Source organism: Rhodococcus sp. 852002-51564_SCH6189132-a, assembly GCF_001665495.1.
Taxonomy (GTDB): domain Bacteria; phylum Actinomycetota; class Actinomycetes; order Mycobacteriales; family Mycobacteriaceae; genus Rhodococcus; species Rhodococcus pyridinivorans.
The window spans coordinates 1-15,534 of sequence record NZ_LZMJ01000021.1; the positions used below are offsets into that span (position 1 = coordinate 1).

Consider the following 15,534-nt stretch of genomic DNA (forward strand, 5'->3'; position numbering starts at 1 on the left):
TTGGGGGGGGGCGGCGGGGCCCACCCCCCCCCCCCCTCCCCCCCCCGGCCCCCCACCCCCGGGGGTTGGGGGGGCCCCGGTCGCGTACGGGTCGGGTGATCAGATCTCGACCGGGTAGGCCGGCTCCTGGATCTGCGGCACGATGCGCTTCTCCACGAAGATGCCGTGCCAGACCATGAAGCACAGCACCGTCCACAGACGACGGCTGTGATCGATCGGGCCGGTCCGGTGCTCGTCGAGCATCTTCGCCACCGCGCCCTTGTCGAGCAGGTGATCGGTCTGCGACTCGGCGATCACCTCGTGCGCCCAGTCGAACAGCTCCGTGCCGGCCAGCCAGTGCCGCAGCGGCACCGGGAAGCCCAGCTTCGCGCGATGCAGCACGTGTGGCGGGACGATGCCCTCCAGCGCCTGCCGCAGCGCATACTTCGTCGTCTGTTTCGTGATCTTCTGGTCCAGCGGAACCTGCGACGCCACCCGGAACACCTCGGAGTCCAGGAACGGCACGCGCAGCTCGAGCGAGTTGGCCATCGTCATCTTGTCGGCCTTGACGAGGATGTCGCCGCGCAGCCACGTGAACAGGTCGAGATGCTGCATCCGTGCCACCGGATCCCAGCCGGCAGACTGCGCGTAGATCGGGGCGGTGACGTCCTGGTGCGTCCATTCCGGACGGAAGTCGCGCAGCACCGAGCGCAGCTGCGCGTCGTTGAAGCTGCGGGCGTTGCCGTAGTAGCGCTCCTCGAGCGTCATCGAGCCACGGTGCAGCAGGCTCTTGCCTCGGGTGCCCTCGGGGATGCGCTCCGAAAGCTTCCCGGCAGCCCGGCGCAGCGCCGGCGGCAGGAACTCGAACGGACGCAGCGACAGCGGCTCGCGGTAGATCGTGTAACCGCCGAACAGCTCGTCGGCGCCCTCACCCGACAGCACGACCTTGACGTGCTTGCGGGCCTCCCGGGCGATGAACCACAGCGGCACGAGCGCCGGGTCGGCCACAGGGTCGTCGAGGTACCAGATGATCTCGGGGATCGCCGCGGCGAACTCGCTGGGGGAGACCACCCGCACCACGTGCCGGGCACCGATCGCGGCCGCCGACTCTGCGGCGACGTCGACCTCGGAGTAACCCTCCCGCTCGAAACCCGCGGTGAAGGTGATGAGCTTCGGGTTGTGGCGCATCGCCAGCGCGGCGATGGCCGTCGAATCGATGCCACCCGAGAGGAACGACCCGACGGTCACGTCGGCGCGCATGTGCTTGGCCACCGAGTCCTCGAGGGCCTCGGCGATCTCGCGGTAACGATCCTGTTCGCGGCCCGCCGCGAACGGCCGGACCGGGAAGGTGGGATGGAAGTATCGCGTGATCTCCGGCTCGGCGCCGGGCGTGATACGCGCGTAGCAGCCCGACTCGAGGCGGCGGATCCGCCGGTGCAGCGTCTCGGGCTCGGGAACGTACTGCAGCACCGTGTAGTGCTCGATCGCACGAGGATCGAGCTCGGTGTCGATGCCGATCACGTCGGCGAGCTCCAGCAGACTCTTCTTCTCGCTGCCGAAGGCGGTACCGCCGGTGCCGGTCGCGAGGAACAGCGGCTTGATGCCGAACGGGTCGCGGGCGACGAACAGCTCGCGGGTGTGCGTGTCCCAGATCGCGAAGGCGAACATACCCCGCAGGCGCTGGACCGCGCGCACTCCCCAGTGGTGGTAGGCCGCGACGATCGCCTCGCTGTCGCCCTCGGTCGCGAAGGAGGTACCGAACGTCTCGGTGAGCTCCTTGCGCAGTTCGAGATAGTTGTAGATCTCACCGTTGAAGGTCAGCGCGTAGCGGTCGGGCTGCTCCGGCGGGCCCCAGCGCAGCGGCTGGTGCGAGTGCGCGATGTCGATGATCGACAACCGGTTGAATCCGAAGACGAGGTCGGCGTCGTGCCAGGTGCCGTGCTCGTCGGGGCCGCGATGGCGCAGGCAGTGCATCGCGGAGTCCACCTTCGCGACGGCGTCGTCGCTGGTGCCGTCAGTGGTCAGAAACCCGAGCAATCCGCACACGCGTGGGTTACCTCATTCCGGTCGGGGGTGTCGCGAAGAACCCCGGTGGGTGCCCAGCGCGGGACACCGCACCGCGCATGACACCGGGAACTACCACTCGGGGTCCGGCGTTGGTTCTACCGAAGTATGCCGCAGACGGTCGACATCGGGCAGCCGCGCCCGGACGCCACCGACGATCATTCGCCCGACAGGAGAAAACCGACGTCACGAGCCGGGTCTTCCGGTCGAAACGCCCAGTCCGACACTTTCTTCGTGCCCCGGCGATGGATAGCGCCCGGGTTTGGTCTACGCTGCGTAGTAATTGGGCCGGCCCTCCGGGTGTGCCCTAGTGGAATTGCGGCGATCAGGAAGGCGTGAACGTGGCGCAAGGTCGGATCCTTCGGCGGTTCGGGCTCGCAGCATCACTCGGCATTGCAGCCTTGGTGCTGACCGGGTGCTCGAGCGAAGAAATCCTTCGTTTCGGCTGGCCGGAGGGCATCACTCCTCAGGCCGAGCGTATGCGTGAACTGTGGACGTGGTCGGTTGTCGCCGCCCTCGTCATGGGAATTCTCGTGTGGGCACTCACCTTCTGGGTGATCATTGCCTACCGGCGTCGGAAGGACGATCCGGAGTTCCCGCGTCAGACGGCATACAACGTGCCGCTCGAGCTGGCTTACACCGCGGCGCCGTTCGTCGCCGTGTGTGTCCTCTTCTACTTCACGGTCGTGGTGCAGAACTACGTCCTGGAGAAGGAAGACAACCCGAACGTCGTGGTCGACGTGACGGCGTTCCAGTGGAACTGGAAGTTCGGCTACCGGACGATCGATCTGCAGGACGGCACGGCCCCTTACAACGGTATCGACGAGGTCGCCGAGGCGGCAGTCGCACAGGAGCCGTTCGACCCGTCCACCGCGCACGGTGAATCGGGTGAGGAGCACGAGGCTCCGGGAGCGATCCACGGCAAGCCCGCCGAGGACCTGTCCTACCTGCACTACGACAAGATCGAGACGATCGGCACCAGCGAAGAGATTCCGGTGCTCGTTCTTCCCACCGGGAAGCGCATCGAGTTCCAGCTGGCGTCCTCCGACGTCATCCACGCCTTCTGGGTGCCGGAGTTCCTGTTCAAGCGCGACGTGAACCCGAACCCGCGTGAGAACAACTCCGATCCGGTCTTCCAGATCTCCGAGATCGAGCGTGAGGGCGCGTTCGTCGGCCGCTGCGCCGAGATGTGCGGCACCTACCACGCGATGATGAACTTCGAGGTCCGCGCGGTCAGCCCGGAGGACTTCGCCCGGTACATCGAGCTCCGCAAGCCGGTCGAGGACGGCGGCGAAGGCCTGTCGAACGCTCGTGCGCTCGAAGCCATCGGCCAGAGCCCGATCGCGACCTCGACGACTCCGTTCAAGACCGACCGCACGGATCGGTCGGCGACCGTCGCCGCAGGCGAGTGACGGCCACCCCCTCCGACAAGGACAAGTGCTGATATGAAGATCGAAGCCAAGCTCTTCGAGGTCGTGACGGTGTTCTTCGTGCTCGTCGCCATCGTGTACGGCGTGTTCACCGGGCTCTCGGACAAGGGCATCGAATGGGCCGGCCTCACGGCCATCGTCCTCTCCGCCGGTCTGACCCTGATCGTCGGAACGTACTTCCGCTTCGTTGCTCGTCGTCTCGACACCCGTCCCGAGGACTACGAGGACGCCGAGATCAGCGACGGTGCGGGCGACCTCGGTTTCTTCAGTGCGGGTAGCTATTGGCCGATCCTGCTCGCCGGCGCAGCAGCGTTCGCCGCCATCGCACTGGCCTTCTACCAGCCGTGGATGATCGTCCTCGCGGTCGCGCTCATCATCGCGGCAGCAGCCGGCCTGGTGTTCGAGTACCACATCGGACCCGAGAAGCACTGAGCCGGTACCCTCGACCACACGGGCGCCGCACCTTCGGGTGCGGCGCCTGCGTCGTTTCCGTCGTCGTTCTCGAGGTTCAGTTCTTCAGGGAGCCCGACGCGTGGTGAGGACGACCCTCGCGGTCGCTGCAACCGTACGATTCGGATCGTCGGTCAGAGCCTCGAGCGCGTCGTCGGCGGCCGACCCGGGGATCTCCGCGAGTGCCTGCGTGAGACGTAGCCGGACACCGGCATCGTCCGAGCCGCCGAGCGCGTGCTGCAGCAACCGCACGATCTCGGCGGACGACAGCGGCCGACCTGCGAGCAGGCCGAGTACCTCGGCGGCCTCGACGTCCGACCGGCCCTCCACGATCATCTCTACGAGCACGGGGACGGCCACGTCCACCCCTCGCGCCCCGAGCGTCAGAGCCGCCGTGGAACGTGCTTTGGGATCGGTGTCGTCGAGGGCCCCCTCCAGGAGCCTCGTCGATTCGGGCACACGGAGTTCCGCGAGTGTCGCGATCGCCCGTCGCCGCACCGGCACCTCGTCGGAGTGAAGGCCCTCCGCGAGTGCCGGCAGCGCAGCGTCGAATGCGTCCGCTGCTCGGGCGAGCGACCAGCGCAGCGCGCCGGCGACGAACGGATCCTCCTCCGACAGCGCCGCCCGGACCAGCGCTGCGACCGGCAGCGTCGTGTCCTCGTCCTGGGACAGGATCGCCTGCTGGCGGCGGGAGCCGGAATCGGATTCGAACGCGCGCAACAGCGCGACGAGGCGCAGGACGTCGTCCCAGCCGCTGGGGGAGGCCGAGTCGACGCCTTCGAGACGAGCGAGGAGTTCGGTCTCGGCGGCGATCCGTTCGCGCGTGTGCCGGATCAGCTCCTGCACCAGATCCGCCGGAGCGAAATCCGGTTCCCCCAGCGCACGTCCGACCTCGTTCAGAGACAGGCCGAGACTCCGGAGACTCTCCACGTGGAAGAGCCTCCTGAGGTCGTCCTCGGTGTACTCGCGGTAGCCGCCCGAGGTACGGCCAGTCGGCGTGACCAGCCCCAGGCGGTCGTAGTGCCGCAGCATGCGGCTGCTGACACCGGAGCGCCGCGAGACCTCACCGATCAGCACCGGCTCACTCCCGGATACCGTCCGCGCCGAGTGCGGCGACGCGTTTCGCCGACTCCACAGAGAGGACGAACGCGCTGTCGGGGTCGACGCGGATCCGTTCGGTGGCCTCCGCGTGAGCGCGGACGCGCGGGTCGGGGCTGTTCATCGCCGTGTCCAGGACCGGCGCCGCGGCCTCGTCGAGTGCCGCGAGAGCGCGACCGAGGCTCAGTTGTAGGTCGCGGTCGCCGCGGCCCAGTTCGGCGCCGAGAGCCGCAGCGAGGCCGCTTTCCGAGCCCGGTGGCACGAGAGCGACCGCCGCGCGCCACGCGCTGCGTGCCACCTCGTCGTGCTCGTCGTGGAGCATCCCCGAAACCTTCGGCCATGCGACGGGATCGCCGATCTTCGACAACGTGTGCAGGGCCTGACTGCGTGCCTGTGAGACATCCGAACCGAGCTCGGCGAGCAGACGCGGCACGGTCACCCCGGCCGGCAGACGGCACAGCGCCCAGGTCAGCATGTCGCGGACGAAGAAGTCCGGCTCCACCGCGCACCGGTCGACGAGAGCGGTCACCGTTTCGGGATCGGGTGCGGTACCCGACTCGAGTGCGGCGCGCAGACGCACGGAGGCGTCGTCGGTGGACAGGGCCTCGACGAGGCGGGTGGACAGGGCCTCGACGAGGCGGGTGGACGGGTCCTGATGTGTGCGCATGGGAGGCACCTCCTTCACGACCCATTCGAGCGCTTGTCACAGTGTCAAGGTCAAGACGTACGCTCCGGACGATATCCGGTGGGGGATGGGAGAACCCCCGAACGACGAACGGGGCCCCGGCCCGTGATGGTCCGGGGCCCCGTTACGAGCCGCTGATGCGGATCAGTGCTGCGACTTGTCGGGCAGCTGGGCTGCGCCGTCTCCGTTGCCGTGGACGCGCTCCTGGTACTCGCGGAGCGTGTTCCGCAGCTCGAGCTCGGCCTCGTGGTGGGCGGCCTCGAGAGCGGCGGCCTCGTCGGCCGGGTCCGGGCTCCACCAGCTGCCGGAGCCGGGCTTGCCGGCGGTGCCGAGCTTGTTCATCCGCTTCGGAACCGGGGCGGCCTGGTACTCCAGCGGGATCGGGTGGCCGTGCTCGTCCACCGGGCCGAGCGGCTGGTGGATCTCGATGTACTCGCCGGTCGGCAGGCGACGGACGATGCCCGTCTCGATGCCGTGCTCGAGCACCTGACGGTCGCTGCGCTGCAGACCCAGGCAGAACCGGTACGCGATGTAGTAGGCGAGCGGCGGGAGTAGGACGAGACCGATGCGGCCCATCCAGGTCGTCGCGTTGATCGAGATGTCGAACTTGTACGCGATGATGTCGTTGACACACATGATCGTGGCGACGGCGTAGAACGCCAGGGCCATGAACCCGATGCCGGTGCGGACCGGCACGTCGCGCGGACGCTGCAGCAGGTTGTGGTGTGCGTCGTCCTTCGTGAACTTCTTCTCGATCCACGGGTAGACCGTGAGCACGACGAACACCAGGCCCATGATCAGCGCGATCCAGAACGGCTGCGGGATCGTGTACCGGCCGAACAGGTACAGCTCCCAGGCGGGCCAGATACGGGCCATGCCGTCCGTCCACATCATGTAGATGTCGGGCTGCGAGCCGGCGGACACCTGCGACGGGTTGTACGGGCCGATGTTCCAGACCGGGTTGATCTGCAGCAGGCCGGACATCAGGGCGAGCACCGCGAAGGTCATCGCGAAGAAAGCACCCGACTTGACGGCGAAGACCGGGAGGATACGAACGCCGACGACGTTCTGCTCCGTGCGGCCGGGGCCGGGGAACTGCGTGTGCTTCTGGTACCAGACCAGCGCGAGGTGCGCGGCGATCAGGGCCAGGATGATGCCCGGGACGAGCAGCACGTGCAGGACGTAGAAGCGCGGGATGATCAGCTCACCCGGGAAGTCGCCACCGAAGATCGCCCAGTGCATCCACGAACCGATGATCGGGATCGAGAGCGTGATGCCCGAGAACGCGGCGCGGAGGCCGGTGCCCGAGAGCAGGTCGTCGGGGAGGGAGTAACCGAAGAAGCCTTCGAACATCGCCAGGATGAGCAGCAGCGAGCCGATCACCCAGTTGGCCTCACGCGGACGCCGGAACGCACCGGTGAAGAACACGCGCAGCAGGTGGACGACGATCGACGCTGCGAACATCAGTGCTGCCCAGTGGTGGATCTGTCGCACGAACAGACCACCGCGGACCTCGAAGGAGAGGTTCAGGGTCGTCTCGTAGGCGCGGGACATACCCACACCGCGCAGCGGCGTGTAGACGCCCTCGTAGATGACGTGCGCCATCGAGGGGTCGAAGAACAGGGTGAGGAAGATACCCGAGATCAACAGGATGACGAAGCTGTAGAGCGCGATCTCACCCAGGAGGAAGGACCAGTGGGTGGGGAACACCTTGTTGATCTGGCGGCGGATGCCCGCGGACAGGTGGTAGCGAGAATCGAGATTCTCGCCGATCTGTGCGGCGCGGGACGGGGTTGCAGTACTCACGGGCGACGCTCCCAGAATGCCGGGCCGAGTGCCTCGATGAAGTCACCGTTGGCGACCAGGAAGCCCTCTTCGTTCACTGTAATCGGAAGCTGCGGCAGTGCGCGAGCAGCGGGACCGAAAATCGGCTTGCCGTACTCCAGCGCATCGAACTGCGACTGGTGGCACGGGCACAGGATGCGGTGCGTCTGCTGCTCGTAGAGCGAGGTCGGGCAGCCGAGGTGCGTGCAGATCTTCGAGTACGCGAAGTAGTCGCCGTAGTTGAAGCTCTCCTGGCCCTTGCGCTTGACGACACGCTCGGTGTCCTCGGTGCGCAGGCGGATGAGCATGACGGCGTTGCGGATGCCGCGCAGGCTCTGCAGCAGAGCGTGGTCGTCACCGCGATCGGACTCGCGGAACGGGAACACCGTCTCCATACCGCCGGCGTCGAGGTCCTCCGGGCGCACCAGGACGATGTCCTGGGGGCGGCCGGTGTCGCGACGCAGGTAGATGGTCTCGCCGGGGTAGCGCGGAGTCCAGCCCGACACCCACAGCGACGACTGGTCACCCTCGGCCCACGGATTCTTGATCAGGCCGCCGAGCGGCATGATCAGACCGAGGCCGAGCGCGCCACCACCGAAGATCGCGGTGCGCTTGATCAGCTTACGGCGCGGCAGGGTGGACGTCTCGAGCGAGTCGGAGAGCTCGGCGACGATCGTCTTGCGATCGACCTCGGGCGAGCCGCCGTCGTGCCGATCCTGGATCGACACCTCCTCGGGGATGAACTTCTTGGTGAACTGCACCGCGCCCACGCCGATGCCGAGGATGGACAGACCCAGGGTCAGTCCGAGCATCGGGGTGTAGAGGCTGTACCAGCCGTAGTTCTCGTCGCCGATGCCCTGGTACTCCCACGGCCAGAACAGGTAGATCGCGATGAACGCGACACCCGCGATGCCCGCGAGGGCGAACCAGAAAGCGACGTTGCGCTCGGCCCGCTTCTCGGCACGCGTGCCTTCGACGGGCCAGCGATCCTTGCGGAACGCGACGTCGACGCCGTCGAGGTTCGTGCCGAGCGTGACGAGATCGTCCCGGCTCATCCGGTCGAGATCTTCGACCGTGTGCTTGTTCGGCGTTTCGCCGCCACTCATGACCTTGCTCCGATCCACAGTGCAGCGCCGACGACGGCGACCATGCCGACGACCCACATGGTCGGCCCTTCGGCACCGGGGCCGAAGCCGCCGAGCCCGTAGCCACCCGGGTCTCTCGTCTCACTGGCGGACTTGATGTACGCGATGATGTCCTTCTTCTCCTCGACCGTCAGCTGACGATCGGAGAACTTCGGCATGTTCTGGGGGCCGGTGAGCATCGCGGTGTAGATCTGCTGCTCGTTGGCCGGATCCAGGTTCGGTGCGAACTTGCCGGACGAGAGCGCGCCGCCGCGTCCGGTGAAGTTGTGGCAGGACGCGCAGTTCTGGCGGAAGAGCTCCGAACCGCGTCCGATGTCGTTGCCGCGCAGTGACGACTGGGCGATCTCGCCGTTCTCGTCGCGGATGACCGTCGGGCCTCCACCGTTGGCCTGGATGTACGCGCCGAGCGCGTCGGTCTGCGCAGCGTCGAACTTCGGGTCCTTGCGGAGGGCCTGGGCCTCGTTGCGCATCATCGGCATGCGGCCCGAGGAGACCTGGAAGTAGACGGCGGCCTCGCCGACACCGATGAGGCTGGGACCGCGGTCCTGGACGCCCTGAAGATTGACACCGTGGCAGGTCACGCAGGAGGTCTCGTAGAGCTGCTGACCCTCGCGGATCAGAGCGCTCTGGTCGTCCTGCGCTGTAGCCACCTGCGGGGCAGGTGTCAGTGCGGAGGCGATGAAGCCTGCGCTGAGGAGACCGAGCGCAAGGACCAACGCTCCGGTGACGCGCCGGCGCATCTTGCGCTGGCGGCGGGACTTCGCAGCATCGGCTGCAGAGGATCGACCGGGCATGTCACCCTCGGAGGCGAGAGGTGGGGATGAACTCATCTGTATCCCTTTTTTTATGTCGGGACGGACTGGACGTCAGGGGGCTGCCTGGGCGTTCAGCTGGCTAACGGATGAAATAAATCGTGGCAAACAGCGCGATCCAAACGATGTCGACGAAGTGCCAGTAATACGAAACGACGATGGCCGCAGTGGCCTGCGCAGGCGTGAACTTGCTGACCTTCGTGCGGAACAGCAGGAAAACGAATGCGATGAGGCCGCCGATGACGTGCAGGCCGTGGAAACCGGTGGTCATGTAGAACACCGAGCCGTACACGCTGCCGGGGATGGTCGTGCCGTCCTTCACCAGGGTGATGTACTCGTAGCCCTGACCGAGCACGAAGAAGGTGCCCATGCCGAGGGTGATGATGTACCACCGTCGCAGGCCGAAGACGTCGCCGCGCTCGGCGGCGAAGACGCCCAGCTGGCAGGTGAAGGAAGAAGCGATCAGCACCATGGTGATCGGTACCGCCAACCACAGGTTCAAGTGGGTGGGCGGGGGCGGCCACATGCCCTCCGGGGCCTGTGCCCGTGCCACGAAGTACATGGCGAAGAGCCCTGCGAAAAACATGAGCTCACTGGACAACCACACGATGGTGCCGACGCTGACCAGGTTGGGCCGGTTCAACGAGTGCACGCGCTGTGTGATTGCAGATCCTGAAGTCCCTACTGCGCTCGTCACGCTGGCTAGTATGACCCGTCGTAGTACGTCTTGGGCAATCGGGGCCGAAATCGGCGCGTCCGTGCAGGTCCCGGACCTGTATTTCTCCAGGTGGGCACTCGGTGGCGGGTGCTCGGAGGGGTGTCACACGGGACATTTCGGAGGGTCGCGGAGGTCACGTGCGATCGTGGTGACATGAGTACCGAAAAGGGTGTTCGGGGGTGGCTGCGGTCCCTGATCGGTCGGCGCAGCGAACCGCTCGACGCGAACCGGCCCGACCTGGTCGTGGTCGTCTCGTCCTTCGACGACGCGGAGGCGTGTTCGACGGCGCTCGAGCGTGCCGCCGAGGCGACACCTGTGTGGCAGGCCGAGGACGAGGCGGTTCTGCGGCACCACCTCGCCCTGCCCGCCGACAGGGTGGACCGGGCGGCGGAACTGGCCGGGCAGGACGGCTACGTCGTGGCCGGGACCGGCGACGGGAACGTCCCAGCCGCGGCCGTCGCGGGCGCCTCGGTGATCCTGCAGCGCGTGCAGGTCCTCGATGCACTGCACTGTGCGCAGGAGAAGTCGCGCATGGCCTCGCTTGCCCAGCGGCTCGGTGGAACGGCCCTGGGATGGGACGCTCTGCAACCGCAGGATTCCGCTGGCTAAGCTGACCGGTCGGAGGGCACGCCGGTGCCCGGTGAGGAGCGAGATGCGGCGAGGGCAGGTGCGATGAACGCGACGCGAGACGCGGACGAGGTGACGCAGAACTGGCCCTCCGTCCTGGGAGTGCTCACGGCCGGGCAGAACCTGTCCGCCGCGGAGGCGCGATGGGCGATGAGCGAGATCTTCTCCGACAACGCCACTCCCGCTCAGATCGCGGCCTTCGGTGTCGCTCTGAAGATGAAGGGCGAGACACCCGAGGAGGTGCGGGCACTCGCCGACACGATGCTCGACTACGCCCGGTTGGTCCCGGTCGACGGTGACGTGGTCGACGTCGTGGGCACCGGTGGCGACCGGGCGAACACCGTCAACATCTCCACGATGGCCTCGCTGGTCGTCGCCGCAGCGGGTATTCGCGTGGTCAAACACGGCAACCGCGCCGCCTCGTCCAAGAGCGGCGGCGCCGACGTGCTCGAAGCGCTCGGAGTGCACATCGATCTCGGACCCGACGAGGTGGCCCGCTCGGTCGCCGAGGCCGGGATCGGATTCTGCTTCGCGCCGGTCTACCACCCGGCGCTGCGTTTCGCGGCCGCACCGCGCAAGCAGATCGGCATCCCGACGGTCTTCAACGTCCTCGGCCCGCTCACCAATCCGGCCCGCCCGAGCGCCGGCCTGATCGGGTGCGCCTTCGAACCGCTCGTCCCGACCGTCGCCGGTGTGCTCGCGCAGCGCGGCAATTCGGCGCTCGTCGTCCGAGGCGACGACGGTCTCGACGAACTGACCACCTCCACGACCTCGCGCGTGCACGTCGTCCACGGCGGCGAGGTCCGGGTCGTGACGCTCGATCCGCGCGATCTCGGTATCGAACGGGTTCCGCTCGAGGCACTCCGCGGAGGCGACGCCACGGAGAACGCGGCGATCGCGCGGGCGATGCTGGCGGGGGAGACAGGGCCGGTGCGCGATGCCGTGCTCCTCAACGCCGCCGGGGCAATCGCGGCTTTCCGGGGCGTCGACGGCGTTCTCGAGGATGCCCTCACGGCCGGGCTCGAGACGGCGGCAGAGGCGATCGACAGCGGCCGGGCCACGGCCGTCCTGGAGCAGTGGGCCGAGGTCACCACGCGGCTGGGTGCCGGTTCCGGACACAAATGACCGGAGAAGAATAAGGACACACGAACGACGGGCCCGCACTGCATCGGTGCGGGCCCGGCGGTCGTCGGTGGTGCTGCGGGGTGTCAGTTCCCGATCGAGAAACCGGCCTCGACGTCGGCGCTCGAGTACGACTGGAATGCGATGTGGGTGACGGTCTTCGTCACGCCGTCGATCTTGTTGATGCCCCGGGTGACGACCTCCGCGATCTTCTCGTGGTCGCGGACCCGGACCACGGCCACGAGGTCGACGTCGCCCGCGCAGGAGTACACCGTGTCGACACCGTCGAGGTCGGCCACCGCTTGCGCGGTCTCGGGGATACGGTTCGCCTCGGCATCGATCAGGACGATCGCGTTGATCATGGGGTCTCCTTCAACCTTCCTCGGGGATTGCATCAGCCTAAGCGGTGCGGGTCGTCGGCGGAGAGGAGCCTGCGGACCGCGCGGGCGTCGCGGGCGAGCTCGGCCCACGTGCTCCACCGGCCCGCACCCCGTGTCGGTTCGCACCAGCCCTCGCTCGCCCGGACGATGCGGATGCCCTCGCCGTCGAGCCAACGTGCGACCAGACCGATCTCCTCCGGGGACGCGCCCCGGAGCGGGCCGGGTGACGGCCGCACCGTCTCGGCCGCGGCGACGATCGCCTCGACGACGGGCATCGGGCGCACACCGCGCGGTGCCACTCCGGCGGACGCGAGACGACCGGCGCGCACGACGGCGAACTCCCACCCGCCCTCGGCCCGCGGTCGCGCGGCGACGAGTTCGTCGACGGCCGCCAGCGCCGCGAGGCGTTGCGTGCGCCGCAGCGCGACGAGGGCGGCGGCGAGGCGGTCGCGGAGGCGGGCGGCGTTCTCGAACAGCTGGTCGCGCACGAGGGCGTCGAGTCGCTGCTGCGCCGATTCGACGGCGTCGTCGGCGGTTCCGCGGACGACCGCGCGCGCACGCTCGACCTGGGCTGCGTAGGCGGAGGCGTCCTGGACCCCGAAGGCGGCTGCGGCGCAGCCCCCGACCGCGACGGGCGGGCAGCGGTCGCCGTGGCGGGCCGTACGGCCGATCCTGCGCGTGCACGTGCGCAGACCGCACATCTCCGCGAGCAGTGCCGCGACATCCGCGGCGTCGGCGCGCACCGAGAACGGGCCGACCGAGTCGGGTCCGGGGGTGCGGCTCACGGCGAGGCGCGGGAACGCCTCGTCGGTGAGGATGATCCACCAACCGCGCATCGGATATTTCGACCGGCGGTTGTAGGGAGGGGTGTGGGCCGCGATCAACCGGAGTTCGCGGACGCCGGCCTCGAGCCCGTGGGCGCATTCGACGTGATCGATGCGTGTGGTGAGCGCGACCATCTCGCGCAACCGCGGTCGCGTCTCGGAGCCCGTGAAATAGGTACGGACACGCCGGTGCAGGTCGACCGCCGTGCCGACGTACAGCACCTCGTCCGACGGGCCGCGGAACATGTAGACACCCGGTTTGCGCGGCAGATGCGCGGCGAGTGCGCGTTTGGCCCTCTGCTCGGCGGTGACCACCGGCATATAGTCGCGCAGTTCGGTGAGGCTGTGGACGCCCTGGTTGCCGACCCGTTCGATGAGGGCGTGCAGGACGTCCACGGTGGCGCGTGCGTCGTCCAGGGCGCGGTGGGTGGGCACGGTGGAGACCCGGAACAGTTCGGCCAGCGCGGACAGCTTCACCGACGGCGCTTCGTCGCGTCCGAGGACGCGGCGGGCCAGCTTGACGGTGCACAGCACCTGGAAGCGGGGCCACGCGAGTTCGCACTGCGCCGTGGCCGCCTCGAGGAAGCCGACGTCGAATCCGGCGTTGTGTGCGACGAGCACCGCTCCGGACGCGAATTCCAGGAAGGCGGGCAGCACCTCCTCGACCTTGGGCGCCGCATAGACCATCGCGGTGGTGATGCCGGTGAGCTGCACGATGTACGGGGGGATGGGTCGCCCCGGATCGACGAGGGTCGCGAACTCGCCGAGCACCTCGCCCCCGCGGATCTTCACCGCGCCGATCTCTGTGATGGCGTCCTCGGCTGCCTTCCCGCCGGTCGTCTCGAGGTCGACGACGACGAAGGTGGTCTCGCGCAGCGGAGTGTCGAGCTCGTCGAAACCGAGTTGCACGCCGAGGGCGGATGGTTGCGGCGAGGTCATGCGGCAGAGCCTAGGAAGCGTCACCGACACGCCGTCGAGCGGGCTTCGGAGCGGGGTTCGGAGCACGGGGAGACGAGGATCACACTGCGTTCTTTTCGGCTCGATGAAGGGTAAACGGAGGCCGGAGAACAGACCGATCGGCCTCCGGGAACGACAATCCGGCGAATCGGGCGCATCGCCTCGTCGACGGTCGATGAGTCAGCGTGCCCTGACCTGGTTCTTCCGGAAGGAACTCGGGTGAAACGGGCGCCGGGCCTCTCCCGAGCGGAGGCGCGCCGGACAGTGGCCGTTACCGCGCCGTTATCGGACCGTTGCCCCGCGACGGCATTCCTCCAGGGGTGGGCCGAGAAGGTCGGGTCGCACGGCAAGGCGGTCGACTTCACCGATGCCGTTTCGTAATCTTTTCGAGACCGAGCGGAGAGTTTCCGCCCCACCCCCGGGTCGGAGCCGCACGGTTACCGCCTAATCACTTCTCCCGTCTGCGGGAGCGGTGAGCCGGGGACCCACACGTAGTACTCGGGGTGAATCCCCTCCGCTGCTCGCGGGGAGGGGTAGGGCTGATCTTCCGGCCCGAACCCGTCAGCTAACTCGGTCGGCGGGTGAACGGAAGAAACGGAGAACGTCCCCTCGTGGTTTCGAACAACAGCACGCGCACCGTCCGGCGCGCACTCGTCGCCGGTGCCATTGCTCTCGGAGCAGTCACCGTCTCGGCCGGCCCGGCGATGGCCGAGCCGATCAACATTCCCGGTGTCGGAACGTTCGACCTCCCGGCCGGTGTGACCGTGCCGCCGGAGATCGCCAACATCGTTCCGCCGGCCCCCGAGGCCGCCCCCGCGCCTCAGTCCGGTTCCTTCACCGCCCCCTTCAGCTCTGTCGGCCAGCGCGCTGCCGACGCCGCGCAGTCGAAGATCGGTGCCCCCTACGTCTACGGCGCTGCCGGCCCGAGCTCCTTCGACTGCTCGGGTCTCGTGCAGTGGGCCTACAAGCAGGCCGGTCTGAGCGTCCCGCGCACCAGCTACGAGCAGGCCTCCGCCGGTGCCCCGGTGGACGTCGCGGCTCTGCAGCCCGGGGACGTCGTGTCGTTCTACGGCGGCAGCCACACCGGCATCTACATCGGCGGCGGCAACATCGTGCACGCCTCCACCTCGAGCCAGCCGGTCAAGATCGCACCGCTGAACTCGATGCCCGTCGACGGCGCCCGTCGCTTCTGATCGACGGCGCCCGTCGCTTCTGATCGGTCGGCGCCCGTCGCTTCTGATCGGTCGGCGCCCGTCGCTTCCGATCGGGCTGAGCACCCCCGCTCCAGCGCCGACGCACTGCCCGAGGAGGGTGGGGGGGGGGAGGGACCCGCCCCCCCCCCACCGGGTGATGGGAGGACGATAAAAAGGAACGAAAGCATAGAGAAAACCCCGCCGCCGGGGGGGGGGGGGCCGGATA

The 15,534-nt window shown here is 68.1% G+C and carries 14 protein-coding genes and 1 riboswitch; of the genes, 5 read left to right on the forward strand and 9 right to left on the reverse strand.

Going from position 1 to position 15,534, the window contains the following annotated elements; translation table 11 throughout:
• Positions 1-99: 99 nt before the first annotated feature.
• Positions 100-2,025: an asparagine synthase (glutamine-hydrolyzing) gene (gene asnB, locus A5767_RS04095; protein WP_006554398.1), complete on the reverse strand. Its 1,926-nt coding sequence runs from the start codon at positions 2,023-2,025 to the stop codon at positions 100-102.
• 353 nt (positions 2,026-2,378) lie between these two features.
• Between asnB and ctaC the strand changes: the two genes are divergently transcribed.
• Positions 2,379-3,455: an aa3-type cytochrome oxidase subunit II gene (ctaC, locus tag A5767_RS04100; protein WP_006554397.1), complete on the forward strand. Its 1,077-nt coding sequence runs from the start codon at positions 2,379-2,381 to the stop codon at positions 3,453-3,455.
• Positions 3,456-3,488: 33 nt separating this feature from the next.
• Positions 3,489-3,905 (forward strand): cytochrome c oxidase subunit 4, encoded by a 417-nt coding sequence (locus A5767_RS04105; RefSeq protein WP_006554396.1) that lies wholly within the window; start codon positions 3,489-3,491, stop codon positions 3,903-3,905.
• 84 nt (positions 3,906-3,989) lie between these two features.
• Here A5767_RS04105 and A5767_RS04110 read toward each other — a convergent pair whose 3' ends face one another.
• The 6 genes from A5767_RS04110 to ctaE form a co-directional block, all read right to left on the reverse strand.
• Positions 3,990-5,000: a HEAT repeat domain-containing protein gene (locus A5767_RS04110; RefSeq protein WP_064851715.1), complete on the reverse strand. Its 1,011-nt coding sequence runs from the start codon at positions 4,998-5,000 to the stop codon at positions 3,990-3,992.
• 4 nt (positions 5,001-5,004) lie between these two features.
• Positions 5,005-5,688 carry a HEAT repeat domain-containing protein gene (locus tag A5767_RS04115; protein WP_064851717.1) on the reverse strand — a complete coding sequence of 228 codons (684 nt, stop codon included), beginning with the start codon at positions 5,686-5,688 and terminating at the stop codon, positions 5,005-5,007.
• 162 nt (positions 5,689-5,850) lie between these two features.
• Complete coding sequence (gene qcrB, locus A5767_RS04120; protein ID WP_024101297.1) at positions 5,851-7,512, reverse strand: cytochrome bc1 complex cytochrome b subunit; 1,662 nt, start codon at positions 7,510-7,512, stop codon at positions 5,851-5,853.
• Entirely contained in the window at positions 7,509-8,636 is a 1,128-nt protein-coding gene (gene qcrA, locus A5767_RS04125) for a cytochrome bc1 complex Rieske iron-sulfur subunit (protein ID WP_006550010.1), read from the reverse strand. Before qcrA ends, qcrB begins: the two co-directional genes overlap by 4 nt.
• On the reverse strand, positions 8,633-9,469 hold the full coding sequence (gene qcrC / locus A5767_RS04130; RefSeq protein ID WP_183079267.1) for a cytochrome bc1 complex diheme cytochrome c subunit: 837 nt from the start codon (positions 9,467-9,469) through the stop codon (positions 8,633-8,635). Before qcrC ends, qcrA begins: the two co-directional genes overlap by 4 nt.
• A 100-nt stretch (positions 9,470-9,569) precedes the next feature.
• The gene (gene ctaE / locus A5767_RS04135) at positions 9,570-10,184 is read right to left on the reverse strand and encodes an aa3-type cytochrome oxidase subunit III (protein WP_006550008.1); all 615 of its coding nucleotides are present in this window, start codon (positions 10,182-10,184) and stop codon (positions 9,570-9,572) included.
• 174 nt (positions 10,185-10,358) lie between these two features.
• Here ctaE and A5767_RS04140 point away from each other — a divergent pair, with 174 nt between their 5' ends.
• Positions 10,359-10,814 carry a hypothetical protein gene (locus A5767_RS04140; protein WP_064851716.1) on the forward strand — a complete coding sequence of 152 codons (456 nt, stop codon included), beginning with the start codon at positions 10,359-10,361 and terminating at the stop codon, positions 10,812-10,814.
• A 63-nt stretch (positions 10,815-10,877) separates the two neighbouring features.
• Positions 10,878-11,957 (forward strand): anthranilate phosphoribosyltransferase, encoded by a 1,080-nt coding sequence (trpD, locus tag A5767_RS04145; protein WP_019289774.1) that lies wholly within the window; start codon positions 10,878-10,880, stop codon positions 11,955-11,957.
• 83 nt (positions 11,958-12,040) lie between these two features.
• On the opposite strand, the gene A5767_RS04150 is transcribed toward trpD, so the two are convergent.
• Both A5767_RS04150 and A5767_RS04155 read right to left on the reverse strand, forming a co-directional pair.
• A complete protein-coding gene (locus A5767_RS04150; protein ID WP_006550005.1) occupies positions 12,041-12,316 on the reverse strand; it encodes an Lrp/AsnC family transcriptional regulator in 276 nt (91 codons plus the stop codon).
• A 32-nt stretch (positions 12,317-12,348) separates the two neighbouring features.
• Positions 12,349-14,097 carry a DEDD exonuclease domain-containing protein gene (locus tag A5767_RS04155; RefSeq protein WP_033097588.1) on the reverse strand — a complete coding sequence of 583 codons (1,749 nt, stop codon included), beginning with the start codon at positions 14,095-14,097 and terminating at the stop codon, positions 12,349-12,351.
• A gap of 449 nt (positions 14,098-14,546) precedes the next feature.
• Positions 14,547-14,711, forward strand: a riboswitch (cyclic di-AMP (ydaO/yuaA leader).
• Between the two features lie 15 nt (positions 14,712-14,726).
• Here A5767_RS04155 and A5767_RS04160 point away from each other — a divergent pair.
• Positions 14,727-15,308 (forward strand): C40 family peptidase, encoded by a 582-nt coding sequence (locus A5767_RS04160; protein ID WP_024101293.1) that lies wholly within the window; start codon positions 14,727-14,729, stop codon positions 15,306-15,308.
• Positions 15,309-15,534 lie beyond the last annotated feature (226 nt).

What these genes read in the sequence shown, in the direction of transcription:
- A5767_RS04105 (WP_006554396.1), top strand. Translation starts at nt 3,489, where the DNA reads ATGAAGATCGAAGCCAAGCTCTTCGAGGTCGTGACGGTGTTCTTCGTG.
- A5767_RS04115 (WP_064851717.1), bottom strand. Translation starts at nt 5,688, where the DNA reads ATGCGCACACATCAGGACCCGTCCACCCGCCTCGTCGAGGCCCTGTCC.
- qcrA (WP_006550010.1), bottom strand. Translation starts at nt 8,636, where the DNA reads ATGAGTGGCGGCGAAACGCCGAACAAGCACACGGTCGAAGATCTCGAC.
- qcrC (WP_183079267.1), bottom strand. Translation starts at nt 9,469, where the DNA reads ATGCCCGGTCGATCCTCTGCAGCCGATGCTGCGAAGTCCCGCCGCCAG.
- A5767_RS04140 (WP_064851716.1), top strand. Translation starts at nt 10,359, where the DNA reads ATGAGTACCGAAAAGGGTGTTCGGGGGTGGCTGCGGTCCCTGATCGGT.
- trpD (WP_019289774.1), top strand. Translation starts at nt 10,878, where the DNA reads ATGAACGCGACGCGAGACGCGGACGAGGTGACGCAGAACTGGCCCTCC.
- A5767_RS04150 (WP_006550005.1), bottom strand. Translation starts at nt 12,316, where the DNA reads ATGATCAACGCGATCGTCCTGATCGATGCCGAGGCGAACCGTATCCCC.
- A5767_RS04155 (WP_033097588.1), bottom strand. Translation starts at nt 14,097, where the DNA reads ATGACCTCGCCGCAACCATCCGCCCTCGGCGTGCAACTCGGTTTCGAC.